The following is a 22,455-nucleotide window of genomic DNA, read 5'->3' on the forward strand; positions in this document are numbered from 1 at the left end:
AAATGAATTAGACAAAGCAGGCCAGGCCTAGCCTGGCTTTCTATCGCTGAGCGAGCCAGTTGAACCGAAATTTATTCCGGATTCCCGGGCTGAGATGGATGGACCCCATAAACGAATGCAGTCATATTTTGGTGATCATTAATGATATGAAATAGAAAAAAATAATAATGATGTAATATTCGACAAAAAATTCCTTACATTTCAAATAAAATATGTTAGGATAAAAAATGCAAAAGTACAAACGTTTGCACAACTTCTGATTTATGCTTTTTTGAGAAATAAAGGGGGCGTACTGAGTTGATGTGAAAATATTTGAAATTATGTGAAAAGAAAAGAAAGAAAATGTAAGGAAACGGAGAGGGGATTAGGCAATGAAATCAGAACAAGCAGAATATGCAGTATCGGAGAAGATGCCGGCACTGGTATGGTGTTCCGAGGGACTGAATCTGTCTGAACTGGACATTCCGGCGATCACACTTTTAACTGATGTCAAGGTGAAAATTCATATGACGGGGATCTGCGGAACCGATCTGGCTGTTATCACAGGAAAAGAACCTGGTATTTCTGGAGTGATACGCGGTCATGAAGCTGTAGGGACTGTCATTGAAACCGGGGCGAATGTGACAGGCCTGAAAATAGGCGACAGAGTAGTCATTGATCCCAATCAAAGCTGCGGCGAGTGCAGATTTTGCCGTCAAGGCAAGGAACATCTCTGTATAGGAACGGATGGACGGGGCATGCCGATTGCCGGATTGAACAAAAATGGCACTTTTGCTCCCTGGTTCGTTACTGAAGAAAAGTATTTGTATAAATTACCTGAACAAATGAGTTGGGAAGCGGCAGTGGCCGTTGAACCACTCGCCTGTGTTCTGCATAACTTCCGTGAGAGCGGGATCCGCGCAGGTGACTCGGTGTTAATTCTTGGTTCCGGTCCGATGGGACTTTTATGTCAAATAGTTGCTAAACGTATGGGATGCACCACTATTTCCACGGAAATCAATGCAGGCCGGCTGGCAAAGGCGAAGCAAATCTCTGACTATGCCTGCCCGCCGGAGGAGCTGACCCCGGAGCTGGTGTCCAGCCTACTGGGAGAGAAGAAATTTAACATCGTAATGGATACGGTGGGCACACAGATGGAGATGGCGGAACAGTGGGTGGAGCGCGGCGGTACGATAATTCCCTTCGGCATCAATGGAAAATATCAGTATACAATCTCACCAACTTTTTATACCCAGAACGCAGTACGGCTCCTGGGAGTCGGTGAATATCTGAACACCTTTGAGGATGCATTTCAGTTTGCGAAGGATGTACCGGAAGTATCCTCCCTGATTACACGCAAGTACAGTTTGAATCAATCAGGGACCGCCATTCAGGAGTTGCTGGGACATGTGCCGGATCATGCAGCTTCTTCGGACAAGCCACTTCTAAAAACGGTGTTCGTTTTCTGAAATGAACTTTCATAGGGAGATGCGCTCAATGATCAGACAGGACGAAAGAATAAACCAGATGCTTGAATATTTTGCTGGCTGCCAATTTAAAAAAGTGGAACCCATCTGGATACCCGCTTTGTGGAACGAGTGCGGCTATTTGACGGCCTTGGATAACAAGGATGGCGAAATTCTCGTTGATCCGGCAGGATTTATGGTTAAGCATCTGCAGTACTTGCTTGAGTTGTCTTCGGGCTATGTCAATATCGACCAGACGGATTTAGATAATAGTGTCATCTATTGCTCCTTGCTCCGTTATACCTCAGCCTGGGATTATAGCCATACCGGGAATATCCAATCCGGAACATTTCTGAAATTTATGATTCTGTTGCCAATGCTAAAAAAAATGAATGTCAATATCCTATACTTGCTGCCTGTAACCCAGTACAGCCATTTGAATCTCAAGGGGGATATTGGTTCGCCGTATGCCGTGTACAGCCTGTTTGATTTGGATGAGAATTTACATGATTCGTTGCTGGACGGTATGGAGAACTTGACCATCCATGACGAGCTGGCGACCTTGGTTGAGGCCTGCCATTTACTGGATATCAAAGTAGTGCTTGATTTAATCCCGCGGGTGAGTGCAAGAGATAATGTTTTTTTGGCAGAACACCCGGAATGGTTTTACTGGATTGATCTTAACGTGCTGCCGGGATTCCAGCCCCCAAAAATCGCCGAATTGGAGTTCTTCGCCGAATGCACACCTGATAAGCTGGAAACCATTTACCGCAGCGATGAAACCTTGGTTTTTCTGAACCAATTCCGTCTGCCGCCGAATGAACTGGATGCAGCCCTTTGGAGTGACCTCAAACGGCGCGCGCTTGAGTCAGGCGAATCCATATTGCCGATGATCGAACGTGAGATGGGGATTACCCCGGCCCCCGCACATTCGGATTGGATTAATGATGTTCAGCCAATCTGGACAGATGTTGCCTTCTTTCGTCTGTACAATGATCCCTCTCCATTGGTCCGCTCTTATTTACCTGAAGGACAACCGCCATATGTACTCTTTGATACGATCAAGTGCAATGTATACCCGGGAGAGGAGCCGAACGGGGAATTATGGAACACGCTGATAGAGGCTGCTTCTTTCCAACTGAACACCTATAACATTGATGGTTTCCGGATGGATATTGGACACACGCTCCCGGTTCCCTTACAGGAATCTATGTTCAAAGTGATTAAAGATATTAAGCCAACAGCGATTCTGATCAGTGAGGATTTATTCAATCGCAACCACCGTGAAGCGGCAAGAACCGGATACAATGTGATGTTAGGCAGCGGGTGGAACATCATGACCGATATCCGTGTCGAACGTTTGGAGGAGTACTTGCGGGAACTTCCGGAGTTGCAGATCCACGTATTTGCCTGCTCGGAAACGGCGGATACTCCAAGAATTACAAGCCGGGGCGGGATGGAGCTGGCCCGTCTCATGACGGTGTTCAATTATTTCCTTCCGAACGGAATCCCCTATCTGACTACAGGAATGGAAGTATATGAGGAGCAGCCGCTCAATTGCGGTCTCGGGGATAATACCGGCGGTGCAGATATTCCAAAAGCTTTTTTCAATACCATGACGATCAACTGGACTAATGAGTCCACATTGCTGCCGATCCTGGAGCAATTAAAGCAGATAAAGAGACAATACTCTAATCTGCTGAAGCCAACGAACTTTTATCTTTCCGATTCACAAGGCGATATTATGATCTACTCTTACTATTTGAAAGATGAGCTGTTCAGTGTTTGTTTTAATTTGAACCCGGAAAAAGAGCAGACATTAAAGACTGAGCTTATCTATCCGGGGTCTAAAAAGACAAATCTGCTGATAGAAAGCGAACAGGGCGGATGGAACAAGCCTGGCAGCGAAGAAACCTATGAGATGCGGCCTTATCAGGCGCTGGTACTTTTAATGGAACTAAACAAATGACCAAGGAGGAAGGACTACTATGGACAAACACACCGTGCAGCAACAACAACTGAATATCTGGCATGAATTCGATGGGAAGGGAGATACCTCCATAGAGGTGTTGGAGCAGCTCTGCCGTGAGTATAGCTCTGAATTCGGCATTCCCGTTATTCCGAAAGTCATGAATATCTCCATACTGACCGCTGGCTTGCAGCAGATAAAAACTGCCGGGGCTGGTCCACAAATGGCGCTGGTTCCGGCAGACATGGCCGGCTATGGGGAAGCAGCCATGTATTCGGAGATTCCAGAGAAATTCTGGTCCATGTCCGGCTCCACTGATAAGGATATCCGTTACTCCATGCGGTCGAGCGACAGACAGTATGGTATTCCTATTCTGAAAGGCAATCATCTGGTGCTTTATTGCAACTCGGAAATCTATCCGGAGGCGCCCGCTTCCTGGGAAGCGATTGAACAACAGGCGGAGGAGCTCATGACTAAGGGAATTGTACCGGTCGCTTCTGATCTGGCGGACCCGTATTGCTTTATCCCATTCCTGACTGCATTTGGAGGCTGGCCGCTGAAGGATGGGAAACCCGATTTGTCAACTCCGGAAATGGAAGCGGCCCTGCGGTTTGTTCAGCGGCAAACGGCCCAAGGGGTGCTCGGCAGTTTTCACGGTTCAACTGAACTTCTGGACCGTTTTATCGCCGGAGAGATTGGCGCCATCATTTGCGGGGAATGGATTTACAATTATTTAGACCTTCATATGCGAGACAGATTGCTCGTAGGTGCGCTGCCGACTATTACTGGCAACCCGGCAGTCTCAATGGCTTCATCCATCGGTCTGGTATTTCCGCAGAATTCGTTGGAATCGGAGCAAGCGGACGAGCTACTATCATTCGCCGCTTATCTGCTGAGTGAAAGCAGTCAACGGGAATGGGCGGAGCGGGTACAGCGGATTCCAGTGCATACCGGGGTGTTGGAGGACATCAGGGTTACCGCCTCACCGGTCAGGGCTAAACTGATTTCCTGCCTTGAAAGTGCGCGTAACATGCCAATTGAGCCGGTTATGAGGGATGTCTGGGATGCCATATCCGCAGGCTTAAAACATTTATCACAAGAAGACGCCGCGAGATTATTGGTGTTAATGGAAGAGCATGTGAGCAGCAGCAGCAATCAATAAACTCTATAGAGAAGAGGGAAAACCATGAAAACAACTATTTTTAGCCAAGTGTCAATCGACGGAAAGCTTACTTTAGGTGCGGGGCAGTCCAGCAAACAATTGTTCAGTATGTTCGAGGAACCTGATATTGAATATATTCATAAATTCAGGGGTTTAGTTGACGCTATCATGGTAGGGAAAAATACCATACAAAATGATGATCCGATGCTGACAAACCGGTATGAGGAGAATAATAACCCGCTGAGGATTATCCCCACCTCACATATGGATATTTCGCTGGACAGCCATGTTTTTGCCGACAACGGCAGAACGCTGATCGTTACCACTGAAAATGGTCAGGATCCTGAGAAGATAAGTATTTTGAAGGGCAGGAACAAAGAGGTGTTAATCTGCGGAGAGGACAAAGTGGATTTTGTGAATTTGTTCCGTGAATTGGAGGATAGCTACAACGTGCACAGCATTATGATAGAAGGCGGCGGATTTCTAAACTGGAATGTATTTGACCAGGATTTAGTAGATGAAATCATCTTAATGCAGCTGCCGATTATTATCGGAGGCGAGACCAATATAACGCTTGTTGACGGCAAGGGATATAATGACCTGAGCTTTGCAAAGAAGTTCAAGGTTGTCGAAGTTCTCCCGCAAAAAAACTATACACTGCTTCGTTATCAGAAGGCTGTATGACGACGATGGGAGGGCCCGGTAATGTTAAAAGATTCAAAGGCGGATTTTTATAGCAATATCTATAAAATAGCAATTCCTGTAACTCTGCAAAGCCTGATTATGGCACTGCTAACCTTAACCGACCAGCTGATGGTCGGACAACTCGGCGATGTGGCCGTCGCTTCTGTAGGCATCTCCATAAAAATATACGGGATTATAACTGTAGTATTGGCTGGACTGGCGACAGGAGTATCCATTTATGCCGCGCAGTTCTGGGGGAAGAAGGATGAGAGAAGCACAGCGCAGCTGCTGGGATTAGGACTGCTTCTAGGGATGGGCATCTCCATTATTTTTACGTTGCCCATTCATTTCTTCCCGCAATTCAGTCTCAGCTTATTTACTAAGGACCAGCGGCTGATCACAGAGGGGTCCGGTTTTCTGAAAGTGATCTCTCTGAGCTATATTCCGGTTATGCTGACAATGATCTACTCCGCTATTTTGCGTGCTACAGGACATGTGAAGCTCCCTATGATAACCAGCATAGCTGCAGTGTGTATTAATATTATACTTAACTATCTGCTAATCTTCGGGAAATTCGGCTTTCCGGAATGGGGGTTAAAAGGAGCAGCGATTGCTACACTTACCGCCCGGTTGTTTGAATGCTGCTTTATCATTGCAGCTGCCTATAAGCTTCGTCTTCCCGGAGCAACCCGTATCCGCGACTGGTTCGGGGCATCCGGGACGCTTCTGGGGAAGTTCCTTCGCACTACGTATCCGATCGTATTGACCGAGCTGATTTGGGTGCTGGGTGAAACGGTGTACGCCATTATTTACAGCCGGATGGGAACTTCTGAAATAACCGCGATGACGATAACCTATCCGCTTCAGAGCTTAAGTATCGGTTTATTATCCGGGCTCTCTAGCGCGGCCGGCATCATGATTGGGAATAAGCTGGGGGCCGACGAGCAGGATGTGGCATTGGACTTTTCAAAGCGGTTTATCAAACTGGGTATTCTGGTATCCCTTGGAATCGGCGTATTGATTGCCGTATTTGCGCCTTTGTATGTATCTATCTTTCAGGTGTCAGATGAAGCGCGTCTCATGGGAACCCGGCTGGTTTGGGTATTCGCTGCATTCCTGTGGGTAAAGGTTGCCAACATGATTTTGGCGGGCGGCATTCTCAACAGCGGCGGTGACAGTAAGTTTGTATTCGCGATGGAATCCACTGCGACATGGCTGATTGGTGTCCCTTCCGGATTATTAATGTCGTTTGTCTGGAAACAGCCTGTATTTCTGGTATATATGATATTGTCTATGGAAGAAGTGGTTAGGCTTAGCATAGGACTGATACGAATATACTCCAGAAAATGGATGAAAAATTTGGTCGCTGACATATCTGCATAAGAAGAAATGGATTCGGGGGAGAAATCCCCCGTCTTGTTTTATTACAATACATATGGAAACCGAATTGCCAAAAAAAATAGATTACCATTATACACGATGATGCCAAAACTACGAATTATATATTTCAATTGACCAACGGTAAAACTATGGTTATATTTGTAATATAATAAAATTTCTCTCATATGTTGCAACGAGTTGATTCTGAAGGAGTGGTTTACTTGATAGCTACAACCACGATCCGCAGCGAGTTGGATAACCTCATGAAACAAAAAGGCTGGAATATGAGTAATCTGGGTAGAACCATCGGTATAAATGTAGGATCTATAAGCTCCATTTTAAAAGGCAATAAGGTAATGAGCGTGGATCAGGTTGACAGGGTGACCGCGGTGCTTTCGTTGCCTGCGGGTTATTTTTACGAAAATTATATTCAGGAAAGTATGATAGAAGCGACGCCTAATTGGCGAAGAATCGGCCCGTTTCTTTACCGCTGCGCAGAACTGAATAAACTGGATTGTGTTTTGAAGACGGTTACTATTCTTCTAGAGGAATTGACCTACGCACCCTTGCTCTTTGATGTTGCCAATGATTTTTTCAAGAGAAAATGGAATGACTCTGCTGCGATTCTGTATAATAATGTGGCCAGATGTGAAATCCGCCAGCATTCCGAACGTTTGGCCTTTTGCCAATACCGTCTCTTCACGCTTAGCATTGGAGATGACCAAATTCAGAATTTTGAGGCGGCCTGTCAGTTTGAACCGTTTGTCGAACGGTTGGATGAGAAGGATCAGCTGGATGCACTTAAAGATTTAGCGAATATTTACCGTTCTTTACGGCGGTGGGACAAGGTTGAGGAGCTTGCCAGAGAGATGGGCCGGAAGGCCCGGATACAATATTTTAGCAAACACCGCAAAGAAGAAAGAGTGCAAGAGGACTTGGCAACCAGCCTACCGCTCTTTGTATACATAGCCTATTCGAACCTGCTTCTTGCAAGTGTATGGGACGCCAGAGGGGATTTTCAGCAAGCCTTGGAATACACCTATGCTTATGCCGATCTTAGCTGGGTCAAAGAGACGGACCCTGAGACGTTACATTGGGTTGAATTATTCCAGCATTGGGCACAAGTCAATACCTATATAAATAAGCTTCGAGGCGGAGATCAAAGTGTTATTTCTGACCTTGTTGAAATTACTAAAGGCAAAAAAGAAATCTTTACTGAGCTCCTTAATATTATTGAAGCAGCTAATCAGTATTCTTTTGATATCGATTATATTTTAGATGAATTCGAGTCTCAGATTCTCTTTTATGAACGAGATCTGGCTTCCGATGTGTATACCCGGCAGGTCATTCCTGAACAAACAGCACGGTTTAGTTACGAGCTGTCAAAATATTACCTTAGAAAAGCAATGTATGCAGAAGGGTTTAAGTATTTATTGGAAAGTATGGAATCATACAGTGCGAAAAACAATAGCAATGCTATTATCAAATGTGTAGGCTTATTTGAGAGTTTTAAAGAATATGCGCCTCCTGAAACACGGACACAGTATCAAATATTTATTCAAAAGGTATGGGAAAAAAATGAAAAAGAAGCTGACCTCGTTATTAGTAGTATCTAGCAGCTATTAATTCTTTACATATGCGTCTAAGTAATTACCGGGTGAAAAAAACTGTCCAATTTTGTCAAATGGTCAGTTTTTATTTGGGAAATTATACAACAAAAAGAAAAGTTTGTGATATAATCATTTGTGTAGGCTTATCTGAGAGATTTAAAGAGTATGCGTTGTTTGAATTACTGACACAGTATCACAAATTTATTAAAAAGGGTGTGGGAAAATGAAAAAGAAGCTGACCTTGTTGTTAGTAGCTACCAGTTTTTTAGCCATTTTATTTTTGCCGGTGTTGCCTTCAAATCCGTCTCATATTGTAATCCTTAATGATCAAGTTGGAGGAGCATAATCAGGCTGTCACTTCCCTTGGAACTGTTGAATTCGAGTACCCGTCTTTAACATCTCTTCTATTTTTTGAGCCTACATAACCTCTGAGTATCCGGCAGATTGTACGAGAACTGTCCTTCCCTTTCAGGGAGGGCAGTTTTTTTGAAAATAATATATGCTTCACGCTATAAATTATCCGTTTCCACTTTAGTATTCACAAATGTAGTTGATAACATCAGAGGTATTATTGAGCAGCAATTGCAGATGAAGGTCTCTTCATAATCAAAGCAGCAAAAGGATGAGGGTTAATGGAAGTTTTGGAAACGTTGCGTTTAGTGCTTCGGAGATTCAGAGCGGATGATGGGCAGGATTTGCACGAATATCTCTCCTGCGAAGAGGTTGTAGAATATGAGCCTTATGGTGTTTACAATGAAGAAGACAGCCATGCTGAGGCGGTGAGACGTTCCAGGGATCAGGCATTTTGGGCAGTGTGCCTGAAGGATTCAGGCAAAGTAATCGGCAACTTATTCTTTCAGGAGCAGCATCCGCAGGAGTTTCAGACTTGGGAGATTGGCTATGTGTTCAACCGTGAGTATCAGGGCTGCGGCTATGCGGCTGAAGCCTGCCGCACATTGCTGGAGTACGGCTTCAATACTTTAGGAATCAGACGGGTAACCGCCCATTGTGATCCGCGGAATACACCATCCTGGCGGCTGCTCGAACGGCTGAAGCTGCGGCGGGAGGGGCATTTTCTCCAGACGGGCTATTTTAAAACCGATGAACAAGGTATGCCGAAATGGCATGATACTTTTGCATATGGCGTGCTTGGTAAGGAATGGCTGAATCTGAACCATGAGAAAGCGGCAGAACAACAAGTGTAAGCAGAGACCTTCTTGAGAAATCGAGGAGGTCTTTTTTTGTATAAATAGTTGAGATAATTTATCTCTCCGTTTACAAAATTTATATAATTTTAACGCTGGCTTGCCATCCTCCTGATGCTGCGTTGACATCCAAGCCTTACACTTGCAGAGGTAGTAAGAAGATAAAAGCGGACTGTTAGGTCATTAGGAGGCTTCCATTTTGAGTGAACTGGAGAATTCATTAACCCTGCCTGCAAGAGAAAAAGCGGCATCGGCTGGAGTTCCCTTACGACCGGCATATTTAAGCAAGCTGAAGGTTCAGGAGAATATGCTTGCCTACCTGTTTCTGGCTCCTTCGTTGCTGCTGTTCGGTGTGTTTTTATTCTATCCGTTGCTGAAATCCGTATATTTAAGTCTGCACAGTACGGACCCGGCGGGACGAATCGCAGCGTATGTCGGCTTTGACAATTTCAATGCCCTTTTCACTTCAGGACTATTTCTGGACGGTATCCGGGTGACGGCGCTGTTTGCCCTCCTGACGGTCCCGACCGGCCTACTGCTTGCACTTGTGCTCGCGGCGCTTACCCACAATCAGCTGCGCGGCAAACGGCTGTTCCAGTTCGCCTTCTCTTTGCCCATGGTGCTGTCTGTTGGATCGGCGGCAGTGATCTGGAAATTCCTGTTTCATCCCACGCTGGGTATGCTGAATTACTTGCTGGAGCTTGCCGGGATGACGCCGGTGGCATGGCTGGTCAATCCGGATACCGCGTTGCTCTCTATCTCATTAATGACGGTATGGATGAATCTCGGGTTCAATTACATCATCCTGTCGAGCGGAATGCAGGGCATTTCGGACGAAATCTATGAAAGTGCCAGAATTGACGGAGCGGGAGCAGTCACGGTATTTCGCAAGATCACCTTGCCTCTGCTGTCCCCGACCTTATTCTTCGTGCTCGTGGTTTCGATTATTAGTGCCTTCCAGGCGTTTGGCCAGATCAATATTTTAACCGCCGGCGGACCGATGAACAGTACCAACGTGTTTGTATACTCCATCTACCGTGAGGCCTTTGTCAACTTCCGCTTCGGAACGGGCAGCGCCCAGGCACTGATGCTGTTTCTGGTTATTATGCTGCTGACGCTGATCCAGTTCAAATGGGTGGAAAGGAAAGTGCACTATCAATGAAAAAGCCAAAAGCAGGACAAGTACTTACCTACTGTGTGCTCACTGTGGTGGCGGCACTGGTATTGTATCCCGTATTCTACAGCTTCTTCATGGCCGTTATGGCCCCGGAAGAGGCCAGCGCTTATCCGCCGTCCATCGTTCCGCATTCCTTTCATCCGGCAAACTTTAGCGAAGTGTTCGATATTATTCCGATCGCCACCTTTATCGGCAATACCTTTCTGGTATCCGGCATTGTCATGATCGGCCAATTGATTACCGCCAGTCTGGCAGCTTACGCCTTCGCCCAGATGAATTTCAAAGGGAAATCACTGATGTTCAGCCTGTTCGTGGCCACGATGATGGTTCCCTGGGAAGTGACGATGATTCCCAATTATTTGACTGTACGCAGCCTGGATTGGCTGGATACCTATCAGGGCCTGACCATACCTTTTTTGGCGACGGCCTTCGGCACCTTCCTGCTTCGGCAGTTTTTTATGCAGCTGCCCAAAGAGCTGTTTGAGGCAGCCAAAATCGACGGCTGCGGACATATTCGCTACTTTCTGTTTCATATGCTGCCGCTCTCCAGACCGGCACTGGGCACCTTGGCTGTCTACTCTTTTCTGAACATGTACAATTCCTATCTCTGGCCGCTGCTTGTTACGAACAGCAAACCGATGCGGACGGTGCAGATCGGAATCTCCATGCTTGAATTTCAGGAATCGACCTCGTGGAATCTGGTATTTGCCGGAATCACACTGGCCATTCTGCCGTCGCTGCTGCTGCTGGTATTCGGGCTGAAGCAGCTTGTCCGGGGCATGGCGGCCGGTGCACTGAAGGGGTAGAGTGTCGGGATGCGCAGAGCTAAAAGCTAGTCAGCTGCTTATAGCAGATGATGAATACGTATATAGCTTCTTCAATCCAAATTATAGGGGAAAAGGGAGAGATACTTAGAATGAAACGATTCAAACAAGGTATGGTTCCATTGCTTGCGAGCCTGATGCTGGTTCTTGCTGCCTGCGGCAACAATTCAAATGCAGATGAGAACAATAATGCAGCCGGCAGCACCTCCTCAGGCAGCGATGGGGAAGTCAGTGCCGCTGCCGTTCCGGTAAAACTCAGCTGGTGGCATTCTATGTCCGGTGCGGGTGAAAAAGCGATTAATCAGATTGTCTCCGACTTCAATGCCAGCCAGACCGGCATCGAGGTAGAAGCGGTGTACCAGGGTAAATATGATGAAAGCTTGAACAAGCTGAAAGCCTCGATCGGCTCGAACAGCGGACCGGATCTGATCCAGGTCTATGAAATCGGCAGCAAGTTTATGATTGATTCGAAGATGATCACACCGGTGCAGCAGTTTATCGACCAGGACGGTTTTGATCTGTCAGGTCTGGAACCCAACATTATCCGATACTATACGATTGACGATAAGTTAAATGCGATGCCATTCAATACGTCCAATCCGATTCTTTATTATAATAAAGATGCTTTCAAAGCAGCCGGACTTGATCCAGAGAACCCGCCTAAGACATTTGAGGAATTCGAAGCCGCTGCCAAAGCATTAAGCAAAGACGGTAAAGCCGGAGCGACAATTGCCATCTACGGCTGGTTCATGGAGCAGCTGTTTGCCAATCAGAACGCAGGTTATGTTAATAACGGCAATGGGCGCGAAGCCGCTGCCACAGAATCGCTGCTGGCTTCGGATGCCGGTGTAAGCACTCTGAAATGGTGGAAAAAGATGGTCGACGATAAAGTAGTCGCCAATCTGGGACGGGACACCGACGACACGGACAGCGCGTTCGCCGCAGGTCAGGTAGCGATGACACTGAACTCTACGGCTTCGCTGCGCAATATGGTAGAGGCGGCTGGCGGCAAATTCGAAGTTGGCACTGGTTTCCTGCCGAAACCTGCCTCGGCAAAGGACGGCGGAGTGATTGTCGGAGGAGCCAGCCTGTATATTATGAACAACAAACCGGAAGCGCAGCAGAAGGCGGCATGGGAATTTATCAAATATGTGGCCTCGCCGGAGGTTCAGGCAAAATGGAGTGTAAGCACCGGGTACTTCCCGATTAACAAAGCTGCTTATGAGCAGCAGGTGCTCAAGGATAATATGGTGAAATATCCGCAGTTCCAGACTGCTGTTGACCAGCTTCATGCTTCGAGTGCTTCAACGGCGACCTCGGGTGCGGTAATGGGCGTATTCCCCGAAGCACGCCAGATTGTTGAAGGTGCGATTGAAGAAGCACTAAACGGACAAAAAGAGCCTAAACAGGCGCTGGAGGATGCCGGCAAACAGATTACCGAGAAAATCGGCCAGTACAATGCTACGGTGAAATAGAAATCCGAAGTCAATGAATGGGGCTGCATTCGACAGCTGAAGTGGAGGCCGGGCAGATGCCCGGCTTCTTTTTGTTATATAAGGATCTAGATGTTCCACGTTAAATGATCTATAAATAAAGGATTAAACGACCCAACAATAGTAATAGCGGCGACTCTGGATGAACGAAGGGTGGCCTATAATTGTATATCGCAACCATCAAATCTCTGACCAGATTGAATAAGATTTATGGCTTGGGTAATTGCAGTTTGCTGAAATTCAGACAGGCGCCTCTCATCTCCGTCCCAGCTATTCAGCCACCAGAAGTATGAGCATAGATTCCTATAGTCCATGAACATAGGAATCTGCTTAACCCAATAGGTATCTAAGTCATTATGCTTGAAGTAGCCTGTTAAAAATTCATCCAAGAATCGTTTTGCAAAGTCATTTTTAGATTTTCGATCCTCCGCCGGAGATCCCCACCACACGGCATGAGTTGTCGCAATTGCAATATCCAGCGCAAACCAGCCGTATATACTGTCATCAAAATCAAAAACCGTAATGTCATCATTGTCAATATGAAAATTATAGGGATGAAAATCGTTGTGGATCAATCCATACGATTGAGTATCTTTAGGTAGAGAAGCGATCGTATTCTCCAGGGATTTCAATTTTTCAAGCAGGATATGATATCGGCCTTGTTGTAAATAAGGGTTATCCATGTTCCATGTTCCCCAGTCATCTCTTTGTGCAGCAGCATCTGCAGCAGTATAGGATTTTGTGAGCAGATGCATTATTCCCATGGTTTCTCCCCATTTATTGAATATCGGGGGGCCCCACAATTGCAGATTGTTTTTATCAAAAAAACGTCCAGATGCCATACGGAAAGCTGTAGCAATGTAACATTGATCCTGCTCTCTGTAAACGGCAACGAATTGTTGATCCGAGGTTTGGATTGGCAATGAGGCACGCACGCCCCTCTGCACCAAATAAGATACCCAATCCACTTCGGCTTTTATTTTTTTCACATATGCAGGAGGTTTCTCAGATAATCGTAAGATGTAGAGCTGGTTGTTTTTGGAAAACCGGTACACTTCATTACACGAATTGCTAAGGAAAACCAATGTATCAACTTCAAACCCAAAGGATTCTGCAGCTCTGCCTAACAGTTCTTTACTTACCATATTGAACCTCATCTCTTCAGCAATTCCCGGCCGGGTATAACCTCAGACTAACCGTATTTTCAAATAAAATATAGACTTATAGTTTTCTATCAAATAGAATAATAATCAAGTGCAAATCATTTTATTTTCGTACTGTTCATGAAGTTTCGGACACATACTATGATTAGACAAGACTCCTTTTTCAAGGAGTCTTTTTTAATAGTTCTTCTCTTCGAAAGTTTCGTCAGACTATGACTTTGTTATCTTTTAACAGCACATTCGGCTGATGTCCATCTTTCAGGCATTTAAGGGTAGGATACTTCCTTTACAAACCTCCCGGATGTATCGGATGATAGAATTAGCGATGAAGCATCAGCTTGAGGAGAAACAGGTGAATCAGATGAAAATAAACCGTTTACTGGGGATCGTAGTCTATCTGCTCAATCGGGAGGTGGTCAGTGCCCGTGCGCTGGCCGGGAAATTCGAGGTATCACCGCGTACGATTCAACGTGACATCGAATCCATTGGGCTCGCCGGGATTCCGGTGGGATCGCTGCAAGGCACTAACGGAGGTTATTACATACTCGATAGCTTTAAAATGCACAGACAGCTGCTTCAGTCCGAGGATTACGCTTATATTCTGGCCGCCCTGAAAGGGTTGGTATCGGGCTACAGCAGCAGACGCGCAGAGGATACCATGGAGAAGATCATGTCCTTAACACCGGAGAAGGAGGCAATGCCGCAGCCCTTTCAGCTTGATTTGGGGGTTCTCCGGGAAGGAGCGGGCACGGCAGAGGCAATTCATGTTATAGAGCATGCCATCCGCCGGAAAAAGGTGGTTCACTTTCAATACACCAATGCAAGGAATGAGGTGGCAGACAGAAATGTCGAGCCATTGCTCTTAACCTATAAGTGGTATGCATGGTATTTATTCGCTTATTGCTGTGACAATTGCGGATACCGGCTGTTCCGTCTTTCACGAATCCGGGAGCTTCGGGCCACGGACGGGACCTTTTCAAAAATACATCGGGATGCGGAAAGTCTGCTGGCGGAGGCGCAGGATCACCGGCCGTACATAACCGTTAAGCTTGCATGTCCTGCAGGTCTCAGGGTGTTAATGGAGGAACTCCTTCCCAATGCGGTGCTGTTAGAAGTCCGGGATCAGGAATTGGTCATGGGCTTCACCGTCCCGGAAGAGGAGAAAGGCTGGTTCGGAACACTGCTGCTGTACGGCCATCAGCTTACAGTGCTTGAACCTCTGTCACTGCGCCAGCGAATGGCGGACCATGCCGGAAATCTTCTGAATAAATACGCCGAATGTACGACCAAAGAATTGGCGCTCTGCAAAGGTCTGGATACCGAAAAGTGAAGAACAAAGCTGTTTTGCCGTACGATTACTATTACATAAAAGAGTTTAGCAGAATGTTGTAATTATTGATTGTGCAGTGTAGGGATTGCAGCGCGTTTCTCCACCCTTTCCGGAGGGGGAAGAAACGCGCTGTTTTTTGCGGGCAGAATTATGCGATCCCTCCCTGCACCAGCGGGGAAATCCCTCAAAGGTGTAGTTATACCGACCGACATTCCCGATAGGACCTGCCGTCATTCGGGCTTCACCCTTTAGATTGTACACCGGAAACTCCGGCAGCAGTTCTATTTCTCTTCATAACACTAGGCTGTAAATATCCCCGTTCGGCTCTTCGAGCGCCGGTTTTCAATCACCTCTTCGTAATCCCGGATCAGCCCGTCAAAAATATGCTCCCAAGAGCGGCCGAGCGCGAGCCGCCGTCCCTCCCGGCCCATAGCCATCCTTTGCTCCGGCTGATCCGCCATAGTGCAGATTTCCTTCACCAGTTCCCCCGGATGATGCGGTTCAAACAATGACCCGGTCACACCGGACAAGACCAGATCCGTTGTGCCGCCTGCCCCGGCAGCGATGACAGGCAGGCCCGAGGCCATCGCTTCCAGAACAACGTTGCCGAAGGTTTCCGTGCTGGAGGGAAACACGAATACATCTGCCGAGGCATACAGCTCTGCCAGCTCCTCCCCGTGCTTGCACCCGGTGAAGGTTACATTGCGCGGCGCTTGCGCCCGCAGCTCCGGCAGTAGCGGGCCGTCTCCCACCACCAGCAGATGAACCGCCGCAGCCGTGGATTCCGGCAGCTGCCGCATGGCGGTTAAGAGAGTGGGGATATCTTTTTCCGGAGCAATCCGTCCTACATAAAGCAATACTACCGGTGCCGTAATTCCGTAACGCTCCCGTACCTGTCCGCTGCGTTTCTCCGGTGTGAACAGACCGCAGTCAATTCCCCTCGACCATAACCGCAGCCGGGTGAAGCCATGGGAACGCAGTGTAGCTTCTGTCTCCCGCGAAGGGGCCAGGATGGCATCGCAGGAACGGTGAAACCATTTCATGTATTTCCAGTAGAGCGGAATGATTCTTCTCATCCGGTAGTATTGAAGATAACGGTCGAAGTGGGTGTGGTAGGAGGCAACATGAGGGAGGTTCTGCTTCTGGGCATAGCGGAGACCGTACAGGCCGATGTTGAACGGGGTGGCCATATGCAGCAGATCAGGCCGGAAGGACCGCAGCTCGTGCTGGATGGAGGACATGCCGGGCAGCGCCAGCCGGCACTCGGGATACAGAAAAAAGGGGATACTGGCAATCGGACGGATTGGATCGGCGAAACGTTCTTCAGGGGCAGATTTCGGGGTGAAGAGCAGATGCTCGATGCCGCGGCGGTGTAAATGGCCGGCAAGCCGGTGAAGCGTGCGGGCGACTCCGTTGGTTTGAGGAAGATAGGTGTCCGTAAACAAGGCAATACGCATGGATAATCCCTCCCGGTACTCTTGTTGTCTTGATCATACCAGGCGAATATTTCAGTGAGGTTATCGGGGGATCAACTCATTTCCGCCTTCATGTGGCGATTTATTCTGGGGTTTACACTCCGTTTATGCAAATCGGCAAATCAGAACATACTCGTCCTCTATAGTAGAAAAAAATCTATAGAGTATTGGAGTGACAATCACTTGAATTCAACAGGCAAAACAATCCTTTCTCTGCTGATTGCCGCAGAACTGGCAGTGGGCCCGGCGTGGAACGCAGGTCCGGCAACAGCTGCAGCAGCACCCGGGTCCGGCACTCCGTATACCGCTGGCGGCGTTTATGATGTAACCGTTCCCCATATTGTCGTGAACCAGATATATGGCGGCGGGGATGTCGAAACAACGGGAGGGTACTTCTCCAAGGGCTATATCGAACTTTATAATCCTACGGATTCCGCTGTGGATTTAAGCGGCTGGTCCGTGCAATACTCAGATCCAACCATGAACGGAGTCTGGAGCAAGCTGGAGCTGACCGGCACGATCAACGCGCATTCTTCTTATCTGATTACAGACGGCAAAGTGAACCCCGACTATAAAAGCGATATCAGCGGCAAAAGCGATCAGGTATGGAGTGATATCCTCTTTTACAATAAAGGAATGAAGGTGGTGCTGCTGAACAGTACTACGCAGCTGGAAACGGCAAATCCGTTCCTCAATAAACCGGATTTCTACGTGGATATGATCGGCACGGCCGGCAATGACAACGGCTCAACCATCGACGGCTATGAAAGCGACTATCCAACCGGCAAATCCGGCGGCACCTCGAAGCAGAAGTCGGTGCGGCGCAGCGATTTTGCCGATACGGATAACAATAAAACGGATCTTAAGCAAATCAGCTTCGATTCACTGGATGCGGGAACGCTGAATCGGATGAAGCCCCATAGCAGTGCCGACGGAGCATGGGGCGTGGCTGTTCAGCCTCTTGGCCTGGCGGACCAGTCTCTGCCTGCCGCCACGGCCGGGTCCCCGTATTCGGTGACACTGTCCGTATATGGCGGGACGTTGCCTTATACCTTTGAGGCAGCAGGGCTGCCCGAAGGTCTGAGCCTGGACGTTGCATCCGGCAAAATCAGCGGAACTCCGGTGACGGCAGGTCCGGCAACGGTCAGCGTCTCGGTGTATGACAGCAGCGTTCCTGCTATGAAGGTTGAAGGGAGCCTCCCGCTGACGGTGGATAAACCGGCGGGAGAGCCAGTCACGGATGTTATCAGCATTACAAAGATTGGCGGATATTCCGTCGGGGTTACCAATGAAGACGGCGGTGTGGCGGAGATTGTCAAGTATAACCGTGATAACGGAAAGTTCTATCTGGTCAACGGTTCGACGCATCCGGCGACAGTAGATATCGTAAATCTGAAGGACGGCATTCATCCGGAAAAGGAAAAGAGCATCAACGTGGAGCAGCTGGCGGAAACCGGAGGCTTCAGCTATGGCGATCTGACCAGTGTGGACATCAACCCGGCAACGAAGCGGATTGCTGTAGCCGTACAGGAAGCGGATGCCATGAAGAACGGCAAAATTCTGGTGCTGGATTATGACGGTAAGCTGCTGGATACCTATGAGGCTGGAGTCCAGCCCGATATGATCAAATTCACCGGGGATGGCCGCTTTATTCTTACGGCTGACGAGGCCGAGCCCCGCACACTGGAGGGAGACCCCGAAGGCAGTGTGACGATCATTGACACGACTGCGAAATCAGCGGATTACGTCAAGTTCGACACCCCTGAGCGAATCGACGATCTCGTGCATATCCGCGGGGCGGTTGATCCGGCAACGAAGCTGATTACAGGGAAGGGGACAAAGGAAGAGGCAATCCGTGATCTGGAGCCGGAATTTATCGAGCTGTCCGAAGATCAGAAGACCGCTTATATTACCCTTCAGGAGAACAATGCAGTAGCTGCAGTCGATATTGCTTCCCGCAAGCTGCTGTGGGTCAAGGGGCTTGGATTTAAGGATTTGAGCGATCCGCTAAATGGACTTGACCTCGTGAAGGACAGCAAGAGCAGGCTGGAAAATGTCCCGTTCTACGGCGTTTATATGCCGGATGGGATCAGCCAGTATACCGTTAACGGCAAGACCTACTTGTTCACGGCCAATGAGGGCGATGCCACGGAATGGGACAGCAAGGAAAATGCCAGCACGATCGGCAAAATGAAGGGGGCACTTGAACCTGACTCTGCGGCTGCACTGTTCCTGAACGGAAATACGAAATATGACGGTGTAGAGGTCATGTCGGATATGGGTCATGACGGCATGTACTTGTACGGGGGCCGTTCCTTCTCGGTATGGGAGGCTGATACGCTGATGCAGGTGTATGACAGCGGCAGTGATTTTGAGCGGATTACAGCGGAGCGGCTGCCTGATTATTTCAACGCAAGCAACAGCAATACAACGCTGGACAGCCGCAGCACCAAAAAAGGACCGGAGCCTGAATATGTTAAGGTAGGCAAGGTGGGGCAAAAAGCGCTGGCCTTCATCGGCCTGGAGCGCATTGGCGGCCTGATGACTTACGATGTCAGTAATCCTGAGCAGCCGCAGTTTCTCAACTATATTAATTCCCGTGAATTCACGCCGAAAAATAATATCGCCACGGACACCGGGCCGGAAGGCATCGAGTTCATTCCGGCAACGGACAGTCCGACCGGACTTCCGCTGGTGCTGGTAGCCAATGAGGTAGGAGGCACTGTAGCGGTATATCAATTAAACGTTACAAAGGTTACGCTGGACCAGAAGTCACTCTCTCTAAAAGCCGGAGGAACAGCGGCAACGCTCAAAGCTGAGGTTACTCCTGCGGCTGGAACTCCGGAGAAATCACCGCTTAGCTGGAGCTCCTCTAATCCTGCAGTGGCTGCAGTAGATCAGAAGGGGACGGTAACTCCGCTGGCAGCGGGAACGGTGACCGTCTCCGTATATAGTGCGGATGGATATGGCGTAGCCGAATCGCTGGTGACTGTAGCGGCGGCTGATCCGGTCATTACGAATCCAGGTACAGGTGGCTCTGTGGGGCAGACCCCGGCAGTTGCAGCTCAACCCCCGGCGGTAACTGTTGAAGGCTCCAAGGTTGTTCTTGAACTCAAGGCCGCAGCAGGTGCGGATGGAGCGGCAACTCTGTCCGTTACTGCCGAAGCCGTGGCAGCAGCGCTGGAATCCTTGAAAACTTCTGCCGGCAAAGAGCTGGTCTTCCGCGTTGCTGCAACAAGCAGTGCGGCCAAAGCCGTAACCTTGGAGGTTCCCGCCGCAGTCTGGGCTGCGATTTCCGGCAGCGCTGTGCAGAGTGTGACATTCGCAGCCGGTCAGGGAACCGTCTCGCTCGACCGCACTTCGGTAATAGCAGTGAACACTGCGGCAAACGGTGAACCGGTGAAACTATCTATTACGGGAACCGATCTTGGCAGTGTCATGGGCAATCCCGCTGGAGGTATAAGCGAAGCCGCGCGGAGCACAGTCGGCAACCGTCCGGTTATCAACCTTACAGTGCAAACCGGTAGCCGTACCCTATCCAGCTTTGGAGAAGGAAAAGCGTTGGTGAGCATCCCATATTCACTGTCATCTGCGGAGGATGCCAATGCGGTAGTGGCCTACAATGTTACGGCGGCAGGCGAGCTGGTTGTGCTTCCTGGCAGCCGCTATAATGCGGTGACCGGCCAGTTGACCTTCCGTACCGCTCATTTCTCTGCTTATGCAGTTGGTTACAGCAACCCGGGCTTTACCGATACTGCTGCCAGCTTTGCCAAAGACTCTATCACGTATCTGGCGGCACGCGGTATTATTTCCGGAATCAACGAAAGCCAGTTTGGGTTGAAGAGCAACCTGAGCCGTGGAGATGCAGCCCTGCTATTGGCCCGTCTGGCCGGGGCGGAGCTGAACACGGCAGTGTCCGGCAGCTTCACAGATGTGAAGGCGGATGACTATTATGCAGCGGCAATCGCTTGGGCTAACGTTAGCGGAATCGTAAACGGCACCGGAGACGGGAAGTTTGCGCCGAAGGCGAAGGTTACACGCGAACAGCTCGCAGTTATGATTATCCGTCTGGCGGATGAGCGGAACTGGACTCTGCCCGTGAGCGGCGGTACTGCCGAATTCGCAGATCGGCAGTCCATTAGTTCTTTTGCGCTGGAAGCTGCTGCAGCTGTCCAGCAGGCGGGGATCATTTCGGGCAAAACCGCCCCGGATGGCGGTGTTAACTTTGCGCCGAAGGCTGCAGCTACGCGTGAGGAAACCGCGCAGATGCTGGCTGCACTGCTCAAGCTTGCCGACTGAAATCGGCAACGGATTTCTTTGACTACCCCTGGCGCTTCCTGAGCGTCAGGGGTTTTTCGTGTGCAGGCCAAGAAAAATAGGCCAACCAGAAGTTTCTGGCTGACCTAATAATACGAAAAGGAGCCCCTTTCGGAGCTCCACCCTTGAATAAATATAAATGTCCTTACGAGCTAATGCCGGAATCCCAGATCGGTTCGGCGAACTGATTCTTGAGATTGCTGCTGCAATCCTTGCCGGTATCATAAGACCGGTTGCCGAGCACCCGCTTGAACTGTTCCAGCGTGCGGGCTGCTTCTGCGGGCACCTTGCTGTTCAGCCAATCGGCCAAGGCCTGCAGCACACTCCGCCCTTCCGCCAGCGCCTGTTCCCAGAGCTCCCAGACACTTTCCGTCCGGACCTCGGAGTACAGCGCGGAATGCCGCCATTCCGCATGCTTTTCGTTTAAATAATCCAGCTGCTCGTCTCTTGTGGAAAGCGGCTGGTAGAAATGGTGGCGCGCTTTTCCCCTTAACAGCGACTTCTTCCAGCCCTTGGGATCATATAAGCATTTATGGGCCAGAATCATATCCTGGTACGCCTCCTGCCAGATCTCATCCGGTAGGTCCCTTGTTTCAGGATACCAAGCTGCAGCGGTTTCATGAAGGAGCTTGTGAACGGTATGGGGGAGCCGCGAGCCGACGTGAATTTTTTTCCAGGCTGCAATCCGCCAGGTATCGATTTGCTTCAGTCGTTGCATGAACACGGTATCGAGGACGATCTCAAACCGCTGATGGTTGCGGTGCTTGTAGCCCGCTTTCCAGTTAATGTAGGGATGAAGATTGCGGTCCAGCAGATGATGCGTCAGAAATCCAAGGAAATATTGCTGTATTTCTGCAAGGTCAGGAGGAGGGAGGCTGCGGATTTTTTGCCAGAGCTCCAGCAGCACCGGACCGCAGTGTACAGAGTGCATAAGGTCGCCCAGCCGGAGGGCACCGGTATCTTTTTTCCACGGCAGAAAGCTGTGGTATAGAAGTAAATCAGGTCCTTGGCAGCCAAGCTGATACAATTCAGGCCGCTCCTTCAGCCCGCCCAGAAAAGGAAACTGATCCGCAAATTGTTCCGCCAGCACCTGCCCATACTCTAAATGCATCCAAATATTAGGCATCGCTCCACCCCTTTTATGCTTAGATAGCTCCATCTTAAACTCTTCGTGTTAACAGAGATTGCATTCTGCTTCTTTGGATTGTAATCCTTGGGGTA

16 protein-coding genes are annotated in these 22,455 nt (G+C 48.9%); 13 read left to right on the forward strand and 3 right to left on the reverse strand.

Annotated features, from left to right (window positions below; genetic code table 11):
* The first annotated feature begins 371 nt into the window (after positions 1-371).
* From ACQ76X_RS25435 to ACQ76X_RS25485, 11 genes are all read left to right on the forward strand, one after another.
* Positions 372-1,448, forward strand: coding sequence for a zinc-dependent alcohol dehydrogenase (locus ACQ76X_RS25435; protein WP_438496526.1), 1,077 nt, complete (start codon positions 372-374; stop codon positions 1,446-1,448).
* A gap of 28 nt (positions 1,449-1,476) precedes the next feature.
* Complete coding sequence (locus ACQ76X_RS25440) at positions 1,477-3,414, forward strand: alpha-amylase (RefSeq protein WP_438496527.1); 1,938 nt, start codon at positions 1,477-1,479, stop codon at positions 3,412-3,414.
* A 19-nt stretch (positions 3,415-3,433) separates the two neighbouring features.
* On the forward strand, positions 3,434-4,576 hold the full coding sequence (locus tag ACQ76X_RS25445; protein WP_438496528.1) for a sugar ABC transporter substrate-binding protein: 1,143 nt from the start codon (positions 3,434-3,436) through the stop codon (positions 4,574-4,576).
* Positions 4,577-4,600: 24 nt separating this feature from the next.
* Positions 4,601-5,260 carry a RibD family protein gene (locus tag ACQ76X_RS25450; RefSeq protein ID WP_438496529.1) on the forward strand — a complete coding sequence of 220 codons (660 nt, stop codon included), beginning with the start codon at positions 4,601-4,603 and terminating at the stop codon, positions 5,258-5,260.
* A gap of 21 nt (positions 5,261-5,281) precedes the next feature.
* Positions 5,282-6,643: an MATE family efflux transporter gene (locus tag ACQ76X_RS25455; protein WP_342481581.1), complete on the forward strand. Its 1,362-nt coding sequence runs from the start codon at positions 5,282-5,284 to the stop codon at positions 6,641-6,643.
* Positions 6,644-6,861: 218 nt separating this feature from the next.
* A complete protein-coding gene (locus ACQ76X_RS25460; RefSeq protein ID WP_438496530.1) occupies positions 6,862-8,256 on the forward strand; it encodes a transcriptional regulator in 1,395 nt (464 codons plus the stop codon).
* 217 nt (positions 8,257-8,473) lie between these two features.
* The gene (locus tag ACQ76X_RS25465) at positions 8,474-8,596 is read left to right on the forward strand and encodes a hypothetical protein (RefSeq protein ID WP_269322513.1); all 123 of its coding nucleotides are present in this window, start codon (positions 8,474-8,476) and stop codon (positions 8,594-8,596) included.
* 286 nt (positions 8,597-8,882) lie between these two features.
* Positions 8,883-9,455 (forward strand): GNAT family N-acetyltransferase, encoded by a 573-nt coding sequence (locus ACQ76X_RS25470; RefSeq protein WP_438496532.1) that lies wholly within the window; start codon positions 8,883-8,885, stop codon positions 9,453-9,455.
* A gap of 307 nt (positions 9,456-9,762) precedes the next feature.
* Positions 9,763-10,617 carry a carbohydrate ABC transporter permease gene (locus ACQ76X_RS25475; protein WP_438496546.1) on the forward strand — a complete coding sequence of 285 codons (855 nt, stop codon included), beginning with the start codon at positions 9,763-9,765 and terminating at the stop codon, positions 10,615-10,617.
* Positions 10,614-11,438, forward strand: a complete 825-nt coding sequence (locus tag ACQ76X_RS25480; RefSeq protein WP_438496533.1) for a carbohydrate ABC transporter permease — start codon at positions 10,614-10,616, stop codon at positions 11,436-11,438. Before ACQ76X_RS25475 ends, ACQ76X_RS25480 begins: the two co-directional genes overlap by 4 nt.
* Before the next feature lie 110 nt (positions 11,439-11,548).
* The gene (locus ACQ76X_RS25485; RefSeq protein ID WP_438496534.1) at positions 11,549-12,931 is read left to right on the forward strand and encodes an ABC transporter substrate-binding protein; all 1,383 of its coding nucleotides are present in this window, start codon (positions 11,549-11,551) and stop codon (positions 12,929-12,931) included.
* A gap of 176 nt (positions 12,932-13,107) precedes the next feature.
* Here the strand turns inward: ACQ76X_RS25485 and ACQ76X_RS25490 are convergent, their stop codons facing one another.
* A complete protein-coding gene (locus ACQ76X_RS25490; RefSeq protein WP_438496535.1) occupies positions 13,108-14,094 on the reverse strand; it encodes a phosphotransferase enzyme family protein in 987 nt (328 codons plus the stop codon).
* Positions 14,095-14,422: 328 nt separating this feature from the next.
* Between ACQ76X_RS25490 and ACQ76X_RS25495 the strand changes: the two genes are divergently transcribed.
* The gene (locus ACQ76X_RS25495) at positions 14,423-15,442 is read left to right on the forward strand and encodes a helix-turn-helix transcriptional regulator (RefSeq protein ID WP_438496536.1); all 1,020 of its coding nucleotides are present in this window, start codon (positions 14,423-14,425) and stop codon (positions 15,440-15,442) included.
* Between the two features lie 299 nt (positions 15,443-15,741).
* Here the strand turns inward: ACQ76X_RS25495 and ACQ76X_RS25500 are convergent, their stop codons facing one another.
* On the reverse strand, positions 15,742-16,899 hold the full coding sequence (locus tag ACQ76X_RS25500; RefSeq protein WP_438496538.1) for a glycosyltransferase family 4 protein: 1,158 nt from the start codon (positions 16,897-16,899) through the stop codon (positions 15,742-15,744).
* Positions 16,900-17,100: 201 nt separating this feature from the next.
* On the opposite strand from ACQ76X_RS25500, the gene ACQ76X_RS25505 reads away from it, so the two are divergent.
* Positions 17,101-21,216, forward strand: a complete 4,116-nt coding sequence (locus ACQ76X_RS25505; RefSeq protein ID WP_438496539.1) for a choice-of-anchor I family protein — start codon at positions 17,101-17,103, stop codon at positions 21,214-21,216.
* Positions 21,217-21,379: 163 nt separating this feature from the next.
* Here ACQ76X_RS25505 and ACQ76X_RS25510 read toward each other — a convergent pair whose 3' ends face one another.
* Positions 21,380-22,360, reverse strand: coding sequence for a zinc dependent phospholipase C family protein (locus ACQ76X_RS25510; RefSeq protein WP_438496541.1), 981 nt, complete (start codon positions 22,358-22,360; stop codon positions 21,380-21,382).
* Between the last annotated feature and the right edge of the window lie 95 nt (positions 22,361-22,455).

Origin of the sequence: Paenibacillus sp. IHBB 3054 (assembly GCF_051594305.1) — a bacterium.
In the GTDB taxonomy this organism is placed as follows: domain Bacteria; phylum Bacillota; class Bacilli; order Paenibacillales; family Paenibacillaceae; genus Paenibacillus_AQ.

Bases quoted from the DNA above. Each gene is read 5' to 3' on its own strand.
- ACQ76X_RS25435 (WP_438496526.1), top strand. From the start codon at position 372: ATGAAATCAGAACAAGCAGAATATGCAGTATCGGAGAAGATGCCGGCA.
- ACQ76X_RS25440 (WP_438496527.1), top strand. From the start codon at position 1,477: ATGATCAGACAGGACGAAAGAATAAACCAGATGCTTGAATATTTTGCT.
- ACQ76X_RS25445 (WP_438496528.1), top strand. From the start codon at position 3,434: ATGGACAAACACACCGTGCAGCAACAACAACTGAATATCTGGCATGAA.
- ACQ76X_RS25450 (WP_438496529.1), top strand. From the start codon at position 4,601: ATGAAAACAACTATTTTTAGCCAAGTGTCAATCGACGGAAAGCTTACT.
- ACQ76X_RS25455 (WP_342481581.1), top strand. From the start codon at position 5,282: ATGTTAAAAGATTCAAAGGCGGATTTTTATAGCAATATCTATAAAATA.
- ACQ76X_RS25465 (WP_269322513.1), top strand. From the start codon at position 8,474: ATGAAAAAGAAGCTGACCTTGTTGTTAGTAGCTACCAGTTTTTTAGCC.
- ACQ76X_RS25470 (WP_438496532.1), top strand. From the start codon at position 8,883: ATGGAAGTTTTGGAAACGTTGCGTTTAGTGCTTCGGAGATTCAGAGCG.
- ACQ76X_RS25475 (WP_438496546.1), top strand. From the start codon at position 9,763: ATGCTTGCCTACCTGTTTCTGGCTCCTTCGTTGCTGCTGTTCGGTGTG.
- ACQ76X_RS25480 (WP_438496533.1), top strand. From the start codon at position 10,614: ATGAAAAAGCCAAAAGCAGGACAAGTACTTACCTACTGTGTGCTCACT.
- ACQ76X_RS25485 (WP_438496534.1), top strand. From the start codon at position 11,549: ATGAAACGATTCAAACAAGGTATGGTTCCATTGCTTGCGAGCCTGATG.
- ACQ76X_RS25490 (WP_438496535.1), bottom strand. From the start codon at position 14,094: ATGGTAAGTAAAGAACTGTTAGGCAGAGCTGCAGAATCCTTTGGGTTT.
- ACQ76X_RS25495 (WP_438496536.1), top strand. From the start codon at position 14,423: ATGATAGAATTAGCGATGAAGCATCAGCTTGAGGAGAAACAGGTGAAT.
- ACQ76X_RS25500 (WP_438496538.1), bottom strand. From the start codon at position 16,899: ATGCGTATTGCCTTGTTTACGGACACCTATCTTCCTCAAACCAACGGA.
- ACQ76X_RS25510 (WP_438496541.1), bottom strand. From the start codon at position 22,360: ATGCCTAATATTTGGATGCATTTAGAGTATGGGCAGGTGCTGGCGGAA.